The sequence below is a fragment of the Streptomyces sp. NPDC001137 genome (genome assembly GCF_040298885.1).
Taxonomy (GTDB): Bacteria; Actinomycetota; Actinomycetes; order Streptomycetales; family Streptomycetaceae; genus Streptomyces.
On record NZ_JBEPBA010000024.1, the window covers coordinates 31,774 to 51,664 of the forward strand.

Annotated in this window: 12 protein-coding genes; 10 read left to right on the top strand and 2 right to left on the bottom strand. The window is 72.2% G+C overall.

What is annotated here, in order from left to right:
• The first annotated feature begins 105 nt into the window (after nucleotides 1-105).
• The 6 genes from ABT254_RS35735 to ABT254_RS35760 all read left to right on the top strand — a co-directional run bounded on the left by ABT254_RS35735 (nucleotide 106) and on the right by ABT254_RS35760 (nucleotide 9,492).
• Nucleotides 106-399, top strand: coding sequence for a hypothetical protein (locus ABT254_RS35735; RefSeq protein WP_351479719.1), 294 nt, complete (start codon nucleotides 106-108; stop codon nucleotides 397-399).
• 13 nt (nucleotides 400-412) lie between these two features.
• Nucleotides 413-1,762 (top strand): EsaB/YukD family protein, encoded by a 1,350-nt coding sequence (locus tag ABT254_RS35740; RefSeq protein ID WP_351479722.1) that lies wholly within the window; start codon nucleotides 413-415, stop codon nucleotides 1,760-1,762.
• 748 nt (nucleotides 1,763-2,510) lie between these two features.
• Nucleotides 2,511-3,356 (top strand): MinD/ParA family ATP-binding protein, encoded by an 846-nt coding sequence (locus ABT254_RS35745; protein ID WP_351479725.1) that lies wholly within the window; start codon nucleotides 2,511-2,513, stop codon nucleotides 3,354-3,356.
• Nucleotides 3,353-7,360, top strand: coding sequence for a type VII secretion protein EccCa (gene eccCa, locus ABT254_RS35750; protein ID WP_351479728.1), 4,008 nt, complete (start codon nucleotides 3,353-3,355; stop codon nucleotides 7,358-7,360). The genes ABT254_RS35745 and eccCa overlap by 4 nt, the downstream gene beginning before the upstream one ends.
• The gene (locus ABT254_RS35755; protein WP_351479731.1) at nucleotides 7,357-8,778 is read left to right on the top strand and encodes a DUF6177 family protein; all 1,422 of its coding nucleotides are present in this window, start codon (nucleotides 7,357-7,359) and stop codon (nucleotides 8,776-8,778) included. Before eccCa ends, ABT254_RS35755 begins: the two co-directional genes overlap by 4 nt.
• 195 nt (nucleotides 8,779-8,973) lie before the next feature.
• Nucleotides 8,974-9,492, top strand: coding sequence for a hypothetical protein (locus ABT254_RS35760; RefSeq protein ID WP_351479734.1), 519 nt, complete (start codon nucleotides 8,974-8,976; stop codon nucleotides 9,490-9,492).
• A gap of 209 nt (nucleotides 9,493-9,701) precedes the next feature.
• Here the strand turns inward: ABT254_RS35760 and ABT254_RS35765 are convergent, their stop codons facing one another.
• Both ABT254_RS35765 and ABT254_RS35770 read right to left on the bottom strand, forming a co-directional pair.
• Nucleotides 9,702-10,214, bottom strand: a complete 513-nt coding sequence (locus ABT254_RS35765; protein ID WP_351479737.1) for a hypothetical protein — start codon at nucleotides 10,212-10,214, stop codon at nucleotides 9,702-9,704.
• Between the two features lie 380 nt (nucleotides 10,215-10,594).
• On the bottom strand, nucleotides 10,595-10,798 hold the full coding sequence (locus tag ABT254_RS35770) for a hypothetical protein (RefSeq protein ID WP_351479739.1): 204 nt from the start codon (nucleotides 10,796-10,798) through the stop codon (nucleotides 10,595-10,597).
• 383 nt (nucleotides 10,799-11,181) lie between these two features.
• Between ABT254_RS35770 and ABT254_RS35775 the strand changes: the two genes are divergently transcribed.
• From ABT254_RS35775 to ABT254_RS35790, 4 genes are all read left to right on the top strand, one after another.
• A complete protein-coding gene (locus ABT254_RS35775) occupies nucleotides 11,182-12,768 on the top strand; it encodes a TIGR02677 family protein (protein WP_450752229.1) in 1,587 nt (528 codons plus the stop codon).
• Nucleotides 12,765-13,994, top strand: coding sequence for a TIGR02678 family protein (locus ABT254_RS35780; protein ID WP_351479745.1), 1,230 nt, complete (start codon nucleotides 12,765-12,767; stop codon nucleotides 13,992-13,994). The genes ABT254_RS35775 and ABT254_RS35780 overlap by 4 nt, the downstream gene beginning before the upstream one ends.
• A gap of 5 nt (nucleotides 13,995-13,999) precedes the next feature.
• A complete protein-coding gene (locus tag ABT254_RS35785; protein ID WP_351479748.1) occupies nucleotides 14,000-18,208 on the top strand; it encodes a TIGR02680 family protein in 4,209 nt (1,402 codons plus the stop codon).
• Nucleotides 18,209-18,275: 67 nt separating this feature from the next.
• A complete protein-coding gene (locus ABT254_RS35790) occupies nucleotides 18,276-19,556 on the top strand; it encodes a TIGR02679 family protein (RefSeq protein ID WP_351479751.1) in 1,281 nt (426 codons plus the stop codon).
• The last annotated feature ends 335 nt before the right edge of the window (nucleotides 19,557-19,891 follow it).

The following is a 19,891-nucleotide window of genomic DNA, read 5'->3' on the forward strand; positions in this document are numbered from 1 at the left end:
CCCTTCGGAGGCTGGCACATCCCCATGGAGGACGTGGTAGCCGATGGGGGGGAAGCGGTGATCTCCATCCAGGCCGTCACGCCACCCACGATTCGGAATTGAGCCATGCCAGCCCAGGACTACGACAGCCAACTCCTCGAGTCGGTCTCCGTCCGGCGGCGTCGGCTCCGCGATGCCGTGCTCTTCGGCGGCCAGCGCCAGCGCCGGACCGTGGACGAGCGGATGGGCAAGGTGTTTGCGGGTGTGGTGATCGCTGCGGTGTTGTGTGCCGGGTGTGTGGGGTGGTCGTTCGTTTCGCATCGGGTTCTGGGCAAGGCTTCGAGCCCGTATGGGACTTCGACTACGGCACCGTCCTCGCCGTCCGCCGAAACACCCACCGGTGCGCCTTCCGCCCGGTGATAAGTTCGAACGCGTGATATCTACGGGGGCATCGAGCCGTGCGGGGCTGGCGTTGAGCCGGGTCACTCTGGTGGGTGAGCGACGACGGGTCGATCTCGTACTGCCGTCGCAGGAGCCGATCGGGCGGCTGCTTCCCGAGGTGATGCGGCTGCTGGACGATCGGGTGGGTACGCGGCCGCAAACACGTCATCTGGTGGCCGGCGACGGCAGTGTCCTCGACCCGGACGCCACCTTGGAGTCGGCTGCCGTGGCGGACGGTGCGGTCTTGCGGCTCGTGCGCGTCGAGGACGCCCCGTCCGCTCCAGTCGTCCACGACGTGACCGATGAGGCCGCCGACGATCTCGACGTACGGGCCTGGCGATGGCGGCCCGCCGCGCGACGCGTCGTCGCCGGGAGCGCGACGGTCGGGTGGGCGCTGGCCGCCTCCCTCCTCGCACGGCAGGCGTTCGCCGCACAGACCGTGGGGGCCGTGCTGCTCGTCATCGCCGCGCTCGCCGCAGCCGCGGGTGCGGCGTTCGGCCGGGCCGGACTGCGCGGGCTCGCCGGCACACTCGTCGTCGCCGGAGGCGCCCTGGGTGTCTTCGGGGTGTGGAGCCTGGCCGACGCCCAGGGCTGGTCGGGCGCGGTGCGGCTTGCCGGTGTCGCCGGAGCGGTGGCCGTCTCGCTGCTGCTGCTCGGCTGGTGCTCGCCACTCGGTCGCGGCGGGGTCTTCGGGGCTGCCGCGCTTGTCGGGGGCGGGCTGTGCTGGGAGGTGGCGCTCGCGTTCCAGTCGGCGGGGCGAGCCGGTGCGCTGCTCGCCGTCGTGTCGGTGGTCGTACTGGGGCTCCTGCCTCGGTTCGCGTTGATGGCGTCCGGGCTTTCGGGGCTGGATGACCGGCGCTCGGGCGGTGCGTCGGTGAGCCGCTATCAGGTGTCGACGGCGCTCGCGGCCACGCACCGCGGGCTCGCGCTCGCGACGATCGTGACGGCGGTGTCCGCCGCCGTCGCCGGAACGCTCGTACTGCGTACGACGACGGTGTGGACGGTGCTGCTCGCGCTCGCCGTCACGCTGGTGCTCGCGTTGCGGGCGCGGGCGTATCCGCTGGTCCCTGAGGTCGTCGCGCTGCTCGTGGCGTCCGCGATGGTGGCGGTTCGCCTTGCCTGGGTGTGGCTGGAGCACTCCGGTGCGGTCGGGCCGCTCGCGGCGCTGGTGGTGCTGGCGGTCGTCCCGCTGGCCGTGCTCGTGGTGCAGCCGCCCGAGCATGTGCGGGTGCGGCTGCGCCGGTTCGGCGACATGCTCGAGTCGGTCGGAGTGATCGCGCTGTTCCCGCTGGTGATCGGCGCCTTCGGCGTGTACGGGCGGCTGCTCGGCACCTTCGCTTGAGCGTGAGGCGGCAGCGATGACCAGTGCTCAGGGCGGCGGCGGTTGGCAGGACGAGGTGCTGCGCGAACTGCGGGGCAGCGCACCGACGTCGGCCGCCTCGGAAACTGCGGCCGACACGAACGACGCCTCTGCGCCCGATGGCTTTGGGCGCGGAACTACGGCGGACCACAAGGAAGCGGAAGGCTCCCAGGCACCCCTCCCGGTCCGTCACCCCGACGAACCGCGCCCCAACCCGGGGCAACCGTCTCCCCCGTACACCGACTCGCCTGCCCGCGCCGGTGACATACCGCAGCAGCAGCCCGCGAACCCGACCCGGCCGGCTGAGCAGCTCCCCCAGCCTCGTCCCCTCACTCCCCACACCACGCCGAACCGCGGGGCCACTACGCCGCCCGCGCCTGCGCGGTCGGGCTCCTCCCCTACCGACCCCCAACCCCAGCTCCCCCAGCCTCGTCCCCTCACCCCCCACACCACGCCGAACCGCGAGGCCACCGCACGGCCCGCACCTGCACGGCCGAGCCCCTCCCCTACCGACCCCCAACCCCAGCTCCCCGAGCCCACCACCACCGCTCCGGGTATGTACGCCCCCCGCCCCGCCCATCCCCCCGCAGCCCCACCAGCGCCAAGCGCCAGACCGGCCGTCCGTCACCGCCCCAACACCCCCGCCCTCCCCTTCCCCACCCCCGAATCCGTCCCCACCATCGACCCCCGCCTCGCGCTCGCGCTGGGGAAGCCTCCCCACGGCGACTCCATGGCCCGCCGGACCGGACAGACCATCCGGCGGCTGACCTCATCGGCCTCCCAGGACGTCGCCGAGGAGACCCGGATCGGGCGGGAGTTGCAGCAGCCGGTCACCACGGGCCGGGTGATCGCCGTGACGTCGATCCGGGGCGGCGTCGGCAAGACGACGACCGCCGCGCTGCTCGCCCGCGCGTTCAACCACTACCGGCACGACCCGGTGCTCGCCCTGGAGGCGGACGCCGCGCTCGGCACGCTGCCGGTGCGGCTCGGCGCCGAGTCGGTGCGCTGGTCGTGCACCGAACTGGCCCACATCCTCACTCCCCAGATGCAACTCACCGACATCACGGGGTACTTGGTGCCGATCACGGACGGCGGCTGGCTGCTGCCCGCCGGCCAGGGACGCCTCGGCCCCCCGCTGGACATCCGCACCTACCGCACGGTGACGCTGGCGCTGCGCCGCTACTTCTCCGTCACGATCGTGGACTGCGAGACGCTGCCCGGCGAGGTGGCCCGCACCGCGATGGACACCGCGCACGCCCGCGTGGTCGTCGCCCCCCTCACCGCCGAGGGCGTCGGCGGGACACGCATCGTCCTCGACTGGCTCGCCCAGCTGCCGCACGAGGCCCTCGCGTCCACCGTCGTCGCCCTCACCTCGGGCACACCCGACATGAACCTCGACCTGAAGACGGCCACAGCGCATCTGCGCGAAACAGGGGTCACCATCGTGCACCTGCCTTACGACCGGCATCTCGCGGCCGGCGGACCCATCCGTACGGAGCTGCTCGGCTCGGGCGCACGGCGCGCGGCCACGCAACTCGCGGCCCAGGCACTGCAGCGGGCGGTGCGGGTCCGATGACGCAACACTTGATCCACCGCCCGGCCCGCGCCACCCGCCCGCTGCCCGCGGCCGAGGCACGCACCATCGAGCCACCGCCGAACCTGCCCGAAGGAAAGATGGGCACCGCGGCCACGGCCCTGCTGCCGATGGCCGGTGTCATGTCGTCCGTGGTGATGATGACCGTCATCCGGTCCAGCCAGTTCGCGGGCCTCGGCGCGGTCGTGCTCGTCATCGCGCTGCTCGGGGCCGTGGTGCTGTTCTTGTCGCAGCGCGGCAAGGCACAGCGCCAGCGGCGGGTGCAGCGCGAACGGTATCTGGAGTATCTGGAGGAACTGCGCGAGGAGTTGGGCACGGCCGAGCGGATACGGCGGCAGGCTGCGAGGGAGTTGAACCCTCCTCCCTCGGCCCTGTACGACCTGGTGCGCGATCCGGCACGGCTGTGGGAACGGCGGCGTACGGACGCCGACTTCCTTCAAGTACGCATCGGCGTGGGCGACGTACCGGTGCAGGACGTGGTGGTCGGGCAGAACTCGGCGAGTGGGGTGCTCACGCCGCCGGACCCGTTCATGCTCAACGAGGCGCGGGCGCTACAGGCCCGGTTCGCGACCACGACCGACCATCCGCTGACGGTACCGCTGGACCGCGCGGGCAACGTGAGCATCATCGGCGACCGCGAGGGCGTCCTGCGCGTCGCCCGGGCACTGCTCGTACAGGCCGCCGTCACGCACGCGCCCGACGACGTCGCGCTCGCGCTGGGCGTGCCCGGGGAGCACATGGCGGAGTGGGAGTGGGCGAAGTGGCTGCCGCACGTCCTGCACCCGGACGAGCTGGACGGGCCGGTGGCCGCCCGGCGCATCGCGCCCGATCTCGCCCAGTTGGCTCGGGTCGTCGCCGGCGACCTGAAGAAGCGTTCCTCTTACGCCGCCGAGGTGCGCCGCGGCCTGTCCGACCGCACCGCGCTGAGTCTCGGCAGCCGGTTGCTCGTCGTAAGCGACGACTACGGCCACAACGCGTCCGAACTACCCCGCCCGGACGCGGCCGTCGCCCTCGGCGACATGGGCGTGACCGTGGTGCACTTGCTCGCCGAGCAGGTGCACGAGCCCGATCAGGTCGCCGTGCGGATCACCGTCGACGGGGACCGGGTCACGGTCGATGACCTGCGGGGCGAGCACGTCGTACGAGTCTCGGGCGTCCTGGATCCGGTGAGCGCCGCCGGCGGCGAAGGGCTGGCCCGGATGCTGGCGCCCCTGCGCCTGTCCCCCGAGTCGGCCGCCGACGGCACGCCGGTGTCCGGCCCGGTCGACTTCCCTCAGCTGCTCGGCATCGACGATCCGGCCGCCCTGGACCTGGTCCGGCAGTGGGCGCCGCGTGGTGAGCGTGACTTCCTGCGGGTGCCGATCGGGCTGGACGACCACCACGAGCCGGTGCTGCTCGACCTGAAGGAGTCGTCCGAACTGGGCATGGGACCCCACGGGTTGTGCGTGGGCGCCACCGGTTCCGGCAAGAGCGAGCTGCTGCGCAGTCTGGTGCTCGCGCTGGTGACGACACATCCGCCCGAGGATCTGGCGATGGTGCTCGTCGACTACAAGGGCGGCGCCACCTTCGCCCCGTTCACGGGCCTGCCGCACGTGGCGGGCGTCATCACCAACCTGGAGAACCAGGCCGGTCTCGTCGAGCGCGTGCACACCTCGCTGGCCGGTGAGATCAAACGCCGCCAGCAGGTCCTCAAGGACGCGGGGAACATCGCCGACATCGGCCACTACCGGGCACTGCGCGCCACCGCCCGCCCGGACCTCGAACCACTCCCACACCTCTTCGTCGTGATCGACGAGTTCGGCGAACTGATCACCGCCAAACCGGACTTCATCGACCTGTTCCTCTCCATCGGCCGCATCGGCCGCTCCATCGGGGTACATCTGCTGCTGTCCAGCCAGCGCATCGAGGGCGGCAAGCTCAAGGGCCTGGAGACCTATCTGTCGTACCGGCTCGGACTGCGCACCTTCTCGGCGGACGAGTCGCGTACGGTCCTGGAGACCACCGACGCCTTCAACCTGCCCCCGCTGCCGGGCTTCGGCTATCTGAAGGTCGACACATCCACGTACACACGGTTCAAGGCCGGCTACGTCTCCGGCGCCTACCGCGGACCGGTGCAACGCGATGCCGTCGCCGACGACGAGCCGCTGGCCTGGCCGTATCCGCCGTACAACACACTGGAGACGGCGACCGGGACGGCGGGTGACGAGACCGTGAGCACGCCGCGCGAGCGCGACAGCGGACCGACCGTGCTGTCCACCGTGGTGGACCAGCTCGCGGGCGCGGCCGGGCCGGTGCGGCGGATCTGGCTGCCGCCGCTGCCCGCCGCGGTGACGCTGACGGGAGCGGCCGGACCGGTGCAGGCATCGGGGGACGGTCTACAACTCGCCCGCACGGAAGGCCCGTTGCGGATTCCGCTCGGGGTCCTCGACGACCCGGCACGGCAGTGGCAGGGCCGCTGGGTGCACGACCTGAACACCGCCGGCGGACACACGGCCGTCATCGGCGGCCCACAGTCCGGCAAGACCACCCTGCTGCGCACCCTGGCCCTGTCCCTCGCCGTGACCCACACACCGCACGACGTCGCGCTCTACGGCCTCGACCTGGTCGGCGGCGGTCTGAGCGCGCTGTCCGGCCTGCCGCACGTCGGTGGGATCGCCGGGCGCGCCGACCACGAGCGCGCCGCCCGCACGGTCGCCGAGGTGCGCACCATGCTCGCCGAGCGCGAGCAAGTGTTCCGCGAGCACGGCATCGACTCCGTCGACCAGCTGCGCACGCTGCGCGCGAAGGGCGAGCTGCCCGAACTCGGCTCCACGGATGTCGTCCTGCTCATCGACGGATTCGGCGCGCTGCGCGACGAGTTCGCCGACCTGGACGACGCCGTGGCCGACCTCCTCAAACGCGGCAGCGGCTACGGCATCCACGTCGTCGCGGGCATGCTGCGCTGGAACGACGTCCGCATCGCCACGCAGTCGATGTTCGGCAGCCGTATCGAACTGCGCCTCAACGACCCCGCAGACTCCTCCGTCGACCGCAAACTCTCCGAGACCCTGTCGACCGACACCCCGGGCCGCGCCCTGACCGACGGCAAGCTGTTCGCGCACGTCGCCCTGCCCCGCCTCGACGCGCTCGCCCAGACCACGGACCTGGGGCCGGCCCTGGAGGACGCCGTACGCACCGTGCGCGCCACCTGGCACGGCGAACAGGCGGCACCCGTACGGGTGTTGCCCACCCGGCTGCCCGCGCAGCGCCTGCCCTCCATCGCCGAGGTACCGCACGCGATACCGATCGGCGTCGACCAGGAGGCCCTGTCCCCGGCCGTCCTCGACCTGTTCGGCACCGATCAGCACCTGCTCGTCCTGGGCGACAACGAATGCGGCAAGACCAACCTCCTCAAGCTCATCTCCCGCGCGCTCGTGGACCGATACCGCGACGACGAGCTCGTCTTCGGCATCTTCGACCCGCGGCGCGGCCTGCGCGGAGTGATCCCGGAGCCGTACCGCGGCGGCTACGCGCACAACGCGAAACTCTCCGCCGCCCTCGCCACCGGCATCGCGACGGAACTGGAGAAACGACTCCCGGAAGCCGCCGATCCCGACGCGCTGAGCGACGAACCGGCCTTCACCGGGCCCCGGATCGTGATCCTTGTCGACGACTACGACATCCTCACCACCGCCGGCCAGCAGCCCCTCGACCCGTTCCTGCCCTACATCTCCTCCGCCCAGGACATCGGCCTGCACTTCGTCGTGGCACGCCGCGTCGCGGGCGCCTCGCGCGCGCTGTACGAGCCGTTCCTGACGACGCTGCGCGAGACCGGCGCGACGGCCCTCGTGATGGCGGGCGACCGCACGGAAGGCCAACTCTTCCCCGGCCTGTACGCCTCTGCGCAGCCGCCCGGACGGGGCACCCTGGTCCGCCGCGGCCGCCGTCACCAGCTGATCCAAACGGCCCTCGCGGCCGACACCGACCCCGTGGAGCACCCGGCGTGACCAAGGACGTCATCGCGCTCACCCCGAAGATGCCGGACACCCGCTCACTCCTGGCCGGCCTGCACGCCGGCGGCCCCGAGCTGAGCCTGACCGCCACGGACGACGGCGCGGTCCTGCAACTGTGCACGGCGGGCGGGCGTCCGCTGGTCTCGGTCGAGGCACCGGTCCTTGTCCATGTCCCCGGCGAGGCCGAACGCCTCCTAGGCCCCCAAGTAACAGCGCCCGAACTGCCGTTCTGGTGGACGGAGACCCGTGCCTCCACGGCCATACCTGAGGCGGAACCCCTGGCCGGATCCGTCTGCGGACGCCTGACGATGCTGCTCGGCGGAACCAGCTGGCCGCCCGGCGCCGCACACACGGCGCACGTCCCGATCCCGGACGACTCGCCGAACGAGCAGCCGCAGACACCCCCCTCGCCCCTCCCCATCGTCGACGTCCTGACCGACTCGACCGCGGTCGTCCTGGCCGACCGCCCACTCGCCCCGCTCACCGCCTGGCTGTCGGACCTCCTCCGCACCACCGCACAGACGAACCGTGCCTTCCACCTCGTCACACCACCCCACGTCCGCCTCACCCTGCCGCTGCGCACCGCACTGGGTGGCGCACCCAACCGCTGGGTGATCCAGGACCCGTCAGGCGGCTACTACGACGGTCTCTCGGGCGTACGACTCGCTTGGCGGGACGGCACGTTCGCGCCGAGCGACACCACGGTCGCCGACGCCTTTACGGCAGCGAGGACACCGGCCGAGCAACGGCAACTCACGGTTTCGTTCCGCACGGTGCACGCACCCGACACAGACCTCGTACTCGGCCGCGCCCTCGAAACAGCCTGGCGCCACCTCACCGGCACGGCGCCCACCGGCTGGGGCACGGCGGAACCCGTCAACCTCCCCTGGTCCCCACGCCAGCTGACCGACCTGGCCCGCGACCGAGCTCCGTCCCCGACGCACCTCATCGCGATCGGCAACTCCGACCACCCCGCCATCGCCACCCACCGCATCACCCGCACCACGGCAGGCGTCGCCGAGGACACAACCCTCACACTCGGCTACTCCACACCCACCGAAGTCCCCCTATCCGCCTTGGAATCCCTCGCCGCCACGCTCGTCAGCTCACACGGCCTGACGACGATGCTCACCACTCTCCGCAACGGCCGCACCGACCTCACCCTGCCCGCCCACCTGGAAGCCCCACCTCTTCCGGTGTCCTTCACCCTGGGCCCGCGGGACGTGCGCGCCATCGGCCTCACTCATGCGCGCCGCCCACCTCTCGCCACGAAACCGCGGCAGCTCGGCTCTCCCAGCTATCCGGCGCTCTACTACTCGCTCGGGGACGGAACCGACGCCGAGGCCTGGAGGGCACTTCAGGACCTGACCGGCCACCTCAAGAACGGCCCGGGGGTCGCCAGTTCGGCGTAGCAGCCGAACCACTGGGTTTTGGATGGCTTCAGACTGGCCGTGAACAACCCGCCGGGCACGAGCTTGCCATCCCCGTAGACACGGGACGTGCTGCTCACCCGCGCCTGGGAGGTGGCGCTCGTTCAATCCGAACAGTCCGTCAAAATTGCGCCACGCCGCCCACCCATCACGCGGCGGGCGTCCATGATCGCCCCCATGAACAGAACCCTCGCCACCGCCGCGCTCGCCACCGCCCTCCTCACGGGACTCACCGCATGCAGCAACGGCACGTCCAACAGCGGCTCGAGCTCGTCGCAGAATCCCGGTGCCCCCGCGAGTAAGCCGCTCACCGCCAGCACTGCGTTTGCTTCCATCTCGGGCAAGGTCAGTTCCGCGAAGCTGTCCGGCACGGTCACGGCCGAGAACGACCCGAACCACCTCCTCGGCCGGCCGAACCAGTACACGTCGAAGGTCACCTTCACGGACACCAGGATCAAGGCGGCCGACGTGACCGGTACGGAAAAGGGCGACGTCGAACGCGGCGGCGCCATCGAGGTGTTCGGCAGCCCGGCCGATGCGGCAGCCCGCGCCAAATACATTCAGACAGTCACCAAGTCGATGCCCGCACTCACCGAGTACGACTACGTCCACGACACGGTCCTCATCCGCGTCTCGCACTACCTGACGCCCGCACAGGCCACCTCGTACAAGACCGCGGCCGCACACCTCTCCTGAGGAACACGGCCGCCGGCCCCACGCTGGCCTGACCTACGCCGCCCGCTCGGGCTGGAAGCACGGAGTGGTCACCGGTCGAGCACCGCCTGGGACGTCACACCCCCGGGCCGGAGTTCCCCGAGCCTGGCGGGCGCCCACGCAAGCCCGGTAGGCGCGGAGCCGGCGCAGTGCTCGCGCGGCCACGTCCCGCCGCGGCGTGTACTCCGAATTCAGCGCCTCTTGGTCCGCTTCCTGACGCGGTCGATCAACTTGGAGTCGAAGTACTCGAACCGATCGCGGTCGTTGTCCACCGCGTCAAGGATCATTCGAGCCATCGACGCACGGCCGGTCGCATACTCCTGATAGAGCATCCAGGTCCCTTCGCGCGCCACGATCTGGCAGTCGACTTCGAGTTCCGGAGCACCCGCCTCGATCTCGGTCGAGTGAGACTCTCCACCAACACAAGAAATGAGCTCATCGAGCAGCCGGATGTGCACCTCCTCCGACGTCTCCTCGCTAAGCGCCGACACGATCATGGACGTCACCGGCACCGCCACTTCAAAAAGGAGCGACTGGATGTAGACGTGTCCCTCCAGGGATGCGTCTGCCATCTCCTGCGGTGTGACGGCCACGAGCAAACTGGCGAAGGTCTCGGGAATGTGCGCGCCCGTCTTGCCGCATCCACAGCGCAAGGAAGCCCAGTCCACACGTTCGGCCTGGATCAACGACGGCCTGACGGTCATGCCTGCACCTCTCGCGCCGTCTGTTCACTCTCAGGGACACCGTACTGACGCGTCATCTGTTGTCTCCCACTCACGCAGGTCGTCCTAGCCGAGGTGAACGTCTCCCGACGCCCATGCCCTCGCCCGGTCCGTGTTGTTGCTGTGCGCCGGCTTTTGCCGACGCTCGAGCGCGGAGGCGGCGCCGACGCGCAACATGAGCAACGGCGGCCCCGATCCCCCGGCGGCACGCGCCCGCCCGTTCGCCCGCCGTCCCCTGCCTTTCTTTTTGTTTCGGGTCGAGCGTGGGGGTGTGCAGAGGGGGATGTCGGGCTGACGACCAAGCCGAAAAGTGCGTGGTGACCTGCGGATATGCCGTGCTGGGCACGGCAGCGGACGGACAGTCACAACCCATCGCGGACTGTTTCCACGCAGCGCATCTGGAGACTGTCCTCGACCGAGTCACCGTCCACCTCGCCCGCAACCAGTGCCAACAGCAACCACAGGATCTCCTGCTCCTGCGCCACCGCCATACGATCCGCCACATGCGCCATGACAACTGCGCAGACAGCCGGCGCCGGGGGCATCAGAACGGACTGGATGAGCACATGGTCGTCCAGGCTCCGAACGGCGCCGGAGGCGCCCCCCGGCGAGGACGGTCTCCAGTGGGGCGAACAGATGCCTGGCAGACCGTCCACACCCGCATCGGGTCGCATCCCAGTCATGCCGCGAGTTCCGGGTCGCCGCCGAGAGCGCGCACCACGCCAATTGGTCTGGGGCGGCGGCCGAAGCCTGCTTCCATCAGGTTCGTAGGCAGCGGGTTTGTCCCGGGCGAGCCGCCGGTACGTCCTGCGTGATGCGCCGCGACACCACCGACGCACAGCCGACTACGCGAAAGGACAGAAACACGCGCACATGACCGTGCGTGAAGGTCAGGCCACGGTTGCCGCAGCGGGGTGTCCGTCAGGGAAAATGCCAGACGATGACGTCGATGCCCACTGGACCGGCACGGGCCGGGTACGCGCCCTTCGCTCACCTCACCGTGCCCAACGCTGTCCTTTACCGCCGGGTGATGGGCGCGTTCCTGGCCGCCAAGGAGCGCTTCGCGGTTCATCTGCGGCCCGAGGACGTGCACGCGGCGCTGCCGCCGGAGCAGCGGCCCACCGACCTGGACGCGGTGGTCAAGGCGCTGGACAGCCTGGTCGAGTGGGGCAATCTGCGGGCGGACCCGGACACGTCCCGGGTCACCGCGGTGGAGGACTTCTACCGCAAACGCTTCATCTACCAGCTCACCCAGGCCGGCGAGGCCGCCGAGCTGGCGCTGTCGGCGTACGACGAGGCGCTGGGACGGCGTGGTGCGCTGCAAGCGGTTGCCCTGCACGACATCGTCACCCAGCTGCGGGCTCTGGTGGTGATCGCCGCCGAGCAGGAGCAGGGCGAGCCGGACGCGGCCAAGGCGCACCTGGCGCTGTCCGCGCTGACCGGCCGGTTCGAGGCGCTGGCGGAGAACGCGCGGGCATTCATGGGCTCCCTGCAGCGCACCATCGACCTGCACGATGTCGAGGTCGAGGTCTTCCTCGCCTACAAGGACCGGCTGATCCAGTACCTGGAACGGTTCATCCAGGATCTGATCACCCTGGGCGGGCGGATCGCCCTGCTCATCGGCGAGTTGGAGGAGCGGGGCCGGGTGGGTGTGCTGCTGCGGCTGGCGGCGGCCCGGGAGGCGGCCGACGCGGCCCCGGACGAGGCCGAGAGCGCCGAGGCGCGGGCGTATGAGCGGTGGGTGGCCCGGTGGTCGGGCCTGGCCGCCTGGTTCGTGTCGGCGGACGGCCGTGAGTCGCAGGCCCGTCTGTTGCGTGGCCGGGCTCTGGGGGCGATTCCGCAGCTGCTGGCGGTCGTACGGCAGTTGAACGAGCGGCGGGCGGGCCGCTCGGACCGCTCGGCGGACTTTCGCACCCTGGCCCGCTGGTTCGCCGAGGCCCCCGACGATGCGGCGCGTCACCGGCTGTGGCGTGCGGCCTTTGGGCTGTACCCGGCACGTCACCTCACTGTGGATGCCGACACCCTCGATCGCCGCACCGCCCGCCCGGTGGCCCCCTCCACCCCGTGGGCCGAGGCCGAGCCGCTGCGGATCAGCCCGCAGCTGCGCCGCACCGGCAGCTACGAGCGGCGCGGCAGGACCCGTCGGGTGCAGGACCGGTCGGAGCAGCGGCGGCACCTGGCCGAGATCGCGGCCCGACAGGCGCAGGAGATCGCGGCCGCCCGCACCCGCCTCGCCACGGACGGCACCACGCGGCTGTCCGCGCTCGGCGCGCTCGACCCGCTCGCCTTCGGCCTGTTCCTGCAGTTGCTCGGCGACGCACTGGCCACCTGGCGGCCCGGCATGACGGCCACCCTCGCAACCAGCAACGACGGCACAATGGAGATCCGGCTCACCGCCCTGACGGACGGCACGACGGCCGAGATCCCCACCCCCGGCGGCACCTTCCGCGGCCCCGACCACCTGGTCGAGATCACCGATCTCACCCGGACCGGCCAGGTGCGCGCCGACGACACGTCCACGGAAGGGGAGCGATGACCACGCCCCTGGGCGAGGTGCTGGACAACCGGCGCGCCGCCGAGTTCCACAAGGCCGCCCGCGCTCTGCTCAAGGAGCCGCTGCTGCTCGCACACGGCCCCCACGCCGACGAGTTCCGCCTGGTGCGCCGGCACACCGCCGAGCTGCGCGACTGGTTCGACCGCAACACCGGCTGGCCGCTGCGGGTGGACGCGGAGGCGGCGCGGCTGGGGCGGACCCCCGGCACCCTGGCCGATGCCACCCATCCGGCCCGCGAGGCCTCCCGCGCCCGCGCACCCTTCACCCGCCGCCGCTATGTCCTGCTGTGCCTGGCGCTGGCCGCGTTGGAGCGGGGCGAGGCGCAGATCGCCCTCGGCCGGCTGGCCGAGCAGGTGGTTCTGGACGCCGCCGATCCCCATCTGGCCGCCGCCGGCATCGAGTTCACGCTGGAGCGGCGCGAGGAGCGGCTGGATCTGGCGGCGGTGGTACGGCTGCTCATGCGCTACGGGGTGCTGCGGCGGGTGGCCGGGGACGAGGAGGCCTACGTCAGCGGCGCGGGCGATGTGCTCTACGACGTCCAGCGCCGCGTCCTGGCCGGGCTGCTGGCCGCCCGCCGCGGCCCGTCGGTGATCACCGCGGCCGGCTTCGAGGACCGGCTGGCCGAGCTGACCGTCGAAAGTGCCCTGGACAGCGACGAACTGCGCTTCCGCGCCATCCGCCAACGGCTGACCCGGCGCCTGTTGGACGACCCGGTGCTGTATTACGCCGAGCTGACCGACGAGGAACTCGTCTACCTGACCCGCCAGCGCGCCTTCATCACCGCACGGATCACCGAACTGACCGGGCTGGTCGCGGAGGTGCGCGCCGAAGGCATCGCCATGGTCGACCCGGTGGACGACCTGACCGACGTGCGGATGCCCGAGCAGGGCACCCACGGGCACATCACCCTGCTGCTCGCCGAGCACCTCGCGACCGCCACCGACGTCGTCAGCCGCGGCGAGCTGGAGCGGCGAGTGCGGGAACTGGCCGCCGAGCACGGCGGGTTCTGGTCCAAGAGCGCCAAACAGCCCGGCGCGGAAGGTGAGTTGGTGGAGCAGGCGCTGGCCAAGCTGACCGCGCTGGGCCTGGTGACCGCCGTGCCCGGCGGCGTCGTACCGCTGCCGGCGCTGGCCCGGTATGCGGTGGGCGAGACCGTCGTACGAGAACCGGGCGTTCCCAGCCCCCGTACCCCGCAGCGAAAGGCGTGAGAGCCGTGACCGCCCTGCCCACTCCCGCACCCGGCCGGTGGCGGCCGCTGCGTATCGGCCTGGTGGATCTCTTCTACTACGACACCGAGGAGTTCTGGTTCCGCGACGGGCGGCTGCTGCTGCGCGGCAACAACGGCACCGGCAAGTCCAAGGTCCTCGCGCTGACCCTGCCCTTCCTCCTGGACGGCGACCTGTCCGCGCGCCGCGTGGAACCCGACGCCGATCCGGGCAAGCGCATGGAGTGGAACCTGCTGCTGGGCGGGCAGCACCCGCACCCCGAGCGGCTGGGCTACACCTGGATCGAGTTCGGCCGGCAGGACGAGGCCGCCGGACAGGACCGCTTCCTCACCCTGGCCTGTGGGCTGAAGGCGGTGGCGGGGCGGGGCATCGCCCGTCACTGGTACGCCGTGACCGACCAGCGCATCGGGGTGGAACTCAGTCTGCTGGACGCCACCGGCACCGCGCTGTCGCGGGATCGGCTCGCGGAAGCGGTCGCCGGGCGGGGCATGGTGTACGACACGGCCACCGCCTACCGCCGGGCGGTCGACGAGGCACTGTTCGGGCTGGGTGAGCGGCGGTACGCGGCCCTGGTGGACCTGCTGATCCAGCTGCGCCAGCCGCAGCTGTCGAAACGGCCCAACGAGACGGCGCTGTCGCGTGCGCTGACCGAGGCGCTGCCGCCCATGGACCAGGCGGTGATCGCCGACGTGGCCGAGGCGTTCCGGTCCCTGGACGAGGAGAAGGAGGAACTGCGGGCGGCCACCGAGGCCGAGCGGGCCGCCACCGCCTTCCTTGAGCACTACCGCCGCTACGCCCGTGTCGCCACCCGCCGCCGCGCCCGACTCCCCCGCCACGAACACGCCCGCTACGAACAGATGGGCCGCGACCTGGCGCAGGCCCAGAGCGAGCGCTCGCAGGCCGAGGAGGAGCGGGAGGACATCGCCGGGCGCATCGCGGAACTGGAGGAGAGCGCCGCTCGGCTGAAAGCGCAGGACGCCGCCCTGCGCGAGGGCCCGGAGATGCGCAGCGCCCGGGAGCTGGAGCAGGCGGCGGCCGATGCCCGCCGGACCGCTTCGGAGCTTTCCCGCGCCGAGGCGGACCGGGAGCAGGCAGCCCAGCTCCACACCCGCGCCCTGGGCCGCCTGGCGAGTGCCGAAGGACGCCTCGCGGCAGCCGAGCAGCAGGTCGCCGACACGCTCGCCCGCGAGCGGGAGGCGGCCTCGTCCGCCCGCCTCGACGGTGAGCTGCGTACCGAGGGCGCGGCGGAGTCCGAACTGCGCCGCGTAACCGAGGAGTCGGTGGCGCGCAGGCGGCGCACCGTCGACCACGTGGAGGAGCTGGCGACGCGCGCCGAGGAGGCCGCCGGCGAGCGGCGCGCCGCCGCCCGCCGCCTGGACGAGGCACAGACCGAGGCCGGACACACCGCCGAACTGCAGGCCCAGGCGGAGGCCGTCGCGGCCGAGGCGGGCCGGGATCTGGTCGCCGCCGTACGCGAACACCTCGACGTGTGCGAGGAGTTGACGCCCGGCGACCCGGTGGGCCTGCTGGACGGCCTGCAGGACTGGGTCACCCACCTGCAGGGCCCCTCACCCACGCGCGTGCACACCGCCGACGCCCACCGCGCCCGGGCCTCCGACCTCGCAGACCGGACGGCGCTCCTGGGCCAGAAGCTGGCCGACCTGGAGGTCCAACGCGCCTCGACTGAGCGGGAGTTGACGGAGCTGGAGGCGGGCGGCCAGCGCGCCCCCACGGCGCCGCACACTCGTACGCCCGGGGTGCGCGAGCAGGCTCCCGGGGCGCCGCTGTGGCGTCTGGTCGACTTCCACGACCACGTCAGTGCCGGTGAACGCGCGGGCCTGGAGGCGGCGTTGGAGGCCTCCGGTCTGCTGGACGCCTGGGTGTGCCCGGACGGCACCGTCCTGCACGCCGACGGCCACGACGTCCTGCTGTCGCCGGGTGCCCCGCTCGACAGGCCAGTCCTCGGTGATGCGCTGCGCCCGGCCGTGGACCACGGTGACGCGCGGGCCATGAGCGTCGGTGAGCAGACGGTGGCCCGTCTGTTGGCGGCGGTGGGCCTCGGCTCGGGCGGTTCCGGCGACACCTGGGTGGCGGTGGACGGCCGCTTCCGGGTCGGGGCCCTGACCGGCAGCTGGTCGAAGCAGGCCGCGGTGTATGTGGGCGAGGGCGCCCGCGAGGAGGCGCGCCGGACCCGGATCGCCGTCCTGCGCGACGAACTCGACGCCCTGGCGCGGCAGTCCGGGCAACTGGAGGCCGAACGGGCCACGGTGGCCCGGCGCCGCCGCACCCTGGACGCCGAACTGGCCGCCGTCCCCGACGACGCCGCCCTGCGCCATGCGCACGCGCTGGCCGCGGCCGCGGCCGACGCCGCCCACCGGGCCCGCGCCCGCCAGGACGAACGTGCCGCGGAACTGGCCGCAGCGGCCGGGCAGGAGGCCGAGGCCACCACCGAACTCACCGACACGGCCGCCGCCGTGAACCTGCCCGCCGACCGGCCACAGCTGGCCGCCGTCCGCCAGGCACTGGCCGAGTACACGGCTGTCCTGGCCGCTTTGTGGCCAGCCCTGCGCGAGCGGGCCGAAGCCGTACGCACGGTCGCCGACGAACGCACGGAAGCCGAACAAGCCGCCACCCGGGTGGCCGAATTCGCCCTGCGCGCCGAGGAGTCGGCGCGCCTGGCGGCCGCCGCGGACGAACGCCACACCACCTTGCGTTCCACCGTCGGCACCGCAGTCGCGGAGTTGGAGCGGCGCCTTGCCGCTACCGCGGAAGCCTTGGCCACGGCCGAGCGCGACCAGCGGCGCCTGCGCGAGGAGTACACCGATGCCGGCCGCCGCGTGGGACATGCGGAGGGCCGCATCGAGCAGTTGGAGAAGGACGTGACCGAGGCCGCCGCCTCCCGCGCCGAGGCCATCGCCGCGCTGCAGCGGTTCGCGGCCACCGGCCTGCTGACCGTCGCGCTGCCCGATACGGCCGTACCCCCGTTGGACGACGGACCGTGGGCGGCCACCCCGGCCGTCGCACTCGCCCGCGCCATCGAGGCACAGCTGTCGGGTCCGTCCGGCATCGACGACTCCGAGGGCGCCTGGGAACGCGTACAGAAACGGCTCAGCGAGGAGTACAAGAAACTCCAGGACGCCCTCTCCCGCGGCGGTCACACCGCCACCGCCCGCATGGTCGAGGACGGCATGGTCGTCGACATCGTCTACCAGGGCCGCCGCCGGACCGTGCCCGAACTGGCCGCAGCCCTCGGCCTCGAGGTGAGCGAGCTGGCGCGCATCCTGTCCGCGCACGAACGCGAGATCCTCGAAACCCACCTGCTCACCGAGGTCGCCGGCACCCTGCAGGAACTGATCGCGGCTGCCGAACGCCAGGTAGGGGCCATGAACGCCGAACTCCAGGAGCGGCCCACCTCCACCGGCATGAAGCTGCGCCTGGTGTGGCGGCCCTCGCGCAAGGCACCGACCGGCCTGGCCCAGGCCCGCGAACGCCTGCGCCAGTCCGCCGATGCCTGGGCACCCGAGGACCGGACGGCGGTCGGCGAGTTCCTGCAGGCCGAGATCGCCCGCCGGCAGTCCGACGACGCGGTGGGCAGTTGGCTGGAGGTGCTCACCGCGGCGCTGGACTACCGCGCCTGGCACGAGTTCGGCATCGAACGCCACCAGCACGGCAGCTGGGTCCCGGCCACCGGCCCCGCCTCCGGCGGCGAACGCGTCCTGGCCGTGTCCGTACCCCTGTTCGCCGCCGCCTCCTCGCACTACGCCACGGCCGCCCCCGACGCCCCGCGCCTGGTCACCCTGGACGAGGCGTTCGCAGGCGTGGACGACGACTCACGCGCCAAGTGCCTGGGCCTGCTGCACGCCTTCGACCTGGACGTGGTGATGACCAGCGAGCGGGAGTGGGCCTGTTACCCGCAGGTGCCGGGCATCTCCATCGCGCAGCTCTCGCGCGTCGACGAGATCGCGGCGGTGTTGGTGACGCGCTGGGAGTGGGACGGGAGGGAGCGGGTGCGGGGTAGCGAACCGGAGCATCAGCTGGCGACGATGCCCGGTCAGGCGGAGCCTGCGGTCGTCGCGGTCGGCGCGGGGGGCGCGGGCAGCGGGATCGGCGCGGAGGGTGAAATCGGCGTGGGGAGCGCGACGGCACCCGGATCGGCCGATGACAGCGATCCGGGACAGGACGCACTGTGGTCATGAGTAACCAACCGCTGCCCCCGGACAACCCGGCATGCTTGAACAGCTCAACAGGCCTGGACGGCACACCATGACCGGGCAGCCTCACACCCCCGGAGAATCCGGGCCGCCGCCGCGCATCGATCTCGACCGCATCGACCTCGACCGCCTGGGCCGCCTGCTCGGCGACCCCGGTCTCGCCTGGCTGGTCGAGCGCGTCCGGCGCCGTATGGAACGGGACGAGCCCCTCACCGGCCCGGTCACGCTGGCCGACCCGACCACCGCCGAACGCGCCGCCGGCGAACGCCTGCTGGGTCGCGCCCCACGCGCCGGGCGCTCCCTCAGCGTGCGCCTGGACGCGGTGGACGCCGTGCTGCGCCGCTCCGGCATCAGCCCCGACGGCCTCGCCCCGGCCATCACGGCCCTCACCGGCCCCGTCGCCCGCCTCGCCGACGTACGCGAACAGGAGGCGAACGCCTGGCAGGACGCGTACGCCCCACTGACCACGCTCACCACGCTGCGACCCGAACTGTCCGCGTGGGTGGACCGGTTGCGCCAGGACGGCCTGGTACGCCGCCTCGCCCGTACCCCACACGCGGCAAAAACCCTGCTCACCGACGCAGCAGCGGCCCTACGCCAGCTTCCCGCCGACGCGGCCGTATCCCTGCCCACCTTCGCGAACCGGACCCTTGGCAACGCCCACGCCCTCGACGACGGCACCCCGCTTGGCGCGATCGTCCTGTCCGGCGTGCGCGCCCTGACCGATTTCCCGGACGGCAACGGTGCCGAATGGCGCCGCGAGGCTTGGTCCTCGGCCGGGCTCCTCAGGGACGCCCTCTCCTCGACTGTCCTCACCCTGGGCTTGCGCGGCATCCCCGCTCTGGACTGGATGACCGACGCGGGCGAACCTGCCGTCCTGACGCTGCGCCAGCTCACCCACAGCCCGCCGAGTACGGCGCCTACGGTGGTATACGTCTGCGAGAATCCGACCGTCCTGGCCACCGCCGCCGACACCCACGGCCCTACCTGCGCACCCCTGGTCTGCCTCCAGGGCCAGCCGTCGGCCGCCGCCCTCACTCTGCTGCGCCACCTGCACACCCAGGGAGCCGGGCTCCGATACCACGGCGATTTCGACTGGGGAGGTTTGCGTATCGCCGACGCGCTGCTGCGCCGCGTGCCCTGGCGGCCCTGGCGCTACACCGCCGTCGACTACCGCACCGCGGCCGCGGCAACGCCCCTGGCTCCACCCCTGACCGGCACGCCAACTACCGCCGCGTGGGACCCCGCCCTGCCCTCGGCCCTGACCGAACTCGGGGTGCGCATCGAGGAAGAGACCGTCCTCGACATCCTCCTCGCCGACCTCGCGCCGTGAGACCGTCGCGTCGCCGGAACGTGGACAGCAACCGGAACCGTCGGCCGCTGCACACAGCGCACCGCGCCCACGACGGCCGTCCTGGCGGAGGTGAACGCCTCCGACGCCCATGCCCTCACCCGGGTCGTGTTGTTGCTGTACACCCGCTTTTGCCGGCACTCGAGCGCGGAGGCGGCGGCCGACGCGCAACATGAGCAACGGCGGCCCCGATCCCCCGGCGGACGCGCCCGCCCGTTCGCCCGCCGTCCCCTGCCTTTCCTTTTGTTTCGGGGCGAGCGTGGGGGTGTGCAGAGGGGGATGTCGGGCTGACGACCAAGCCGAAAAGGGCGTGGTGA

What these genes read in the sequence shown, in the direction of transcription:
- ABT254_RS35735 (WP_351479719.1), top strand. Translation starts at nt 106, where the DNA reads ATGCCAGCCCAGGACTACGACAGCCAACTCCTCGAGTCGGTCTCCGTC.
- ABT254_RS35745 (WP_351479725.1), top strand. Translation starts at nt 2,511, where the DNA reads ATGGCCCGCCGGACCGGACAGACCATCCGGCGGCTGACCTCATCGGCC.
- eccCa (WP_351479728.1), top strand. Translation starts at nt 3,353, where the DNA reads ATGACGCAACACTTGATCCACCGCCCGGCCCGCGCCACCCGCCCGCTG.
- ABT254_RS35760 (WP_351479734.1), top strand. Translation starts at nt 8,974, where the DNA reads ATGAACAGAACCCTCGCCACCGCCGCGCTCGCCACCGCCCTCCTCACG.
- ABT254_RS35765 (WP_351479737.1), bottom strand. Translation starts at nt 10,214, where the DNA reads ATGACCGTCAGGCCGTCGTTGATCCAGGCCGAACGTGTGGACTGGGCT.
- ABT254_RS35775 (WP_450752229.1), top strand. Translation starts at nt 11,182, where the DNA reads ATGCCCACTGGACCGGCACGGGCCGGGTACGCGCCCTTCGCTCACCTC.
- ABT254_RS35780 (WP_351479745.1), top strand. Translation starts at nt 12,765, where the DNA reads ATGACCACGCCCCTGGGCGAGGTGCTGGACAACCGGCGCGCCGCCGAG.
- ABT254_RS35790 (WP_351479751.1), top strand. Translation starts at nt 18,276, where the DNA reads ATGACCGGGCAGCCTCACACCCCCGGAGAATCCGGGCCGCCGCCGCGC.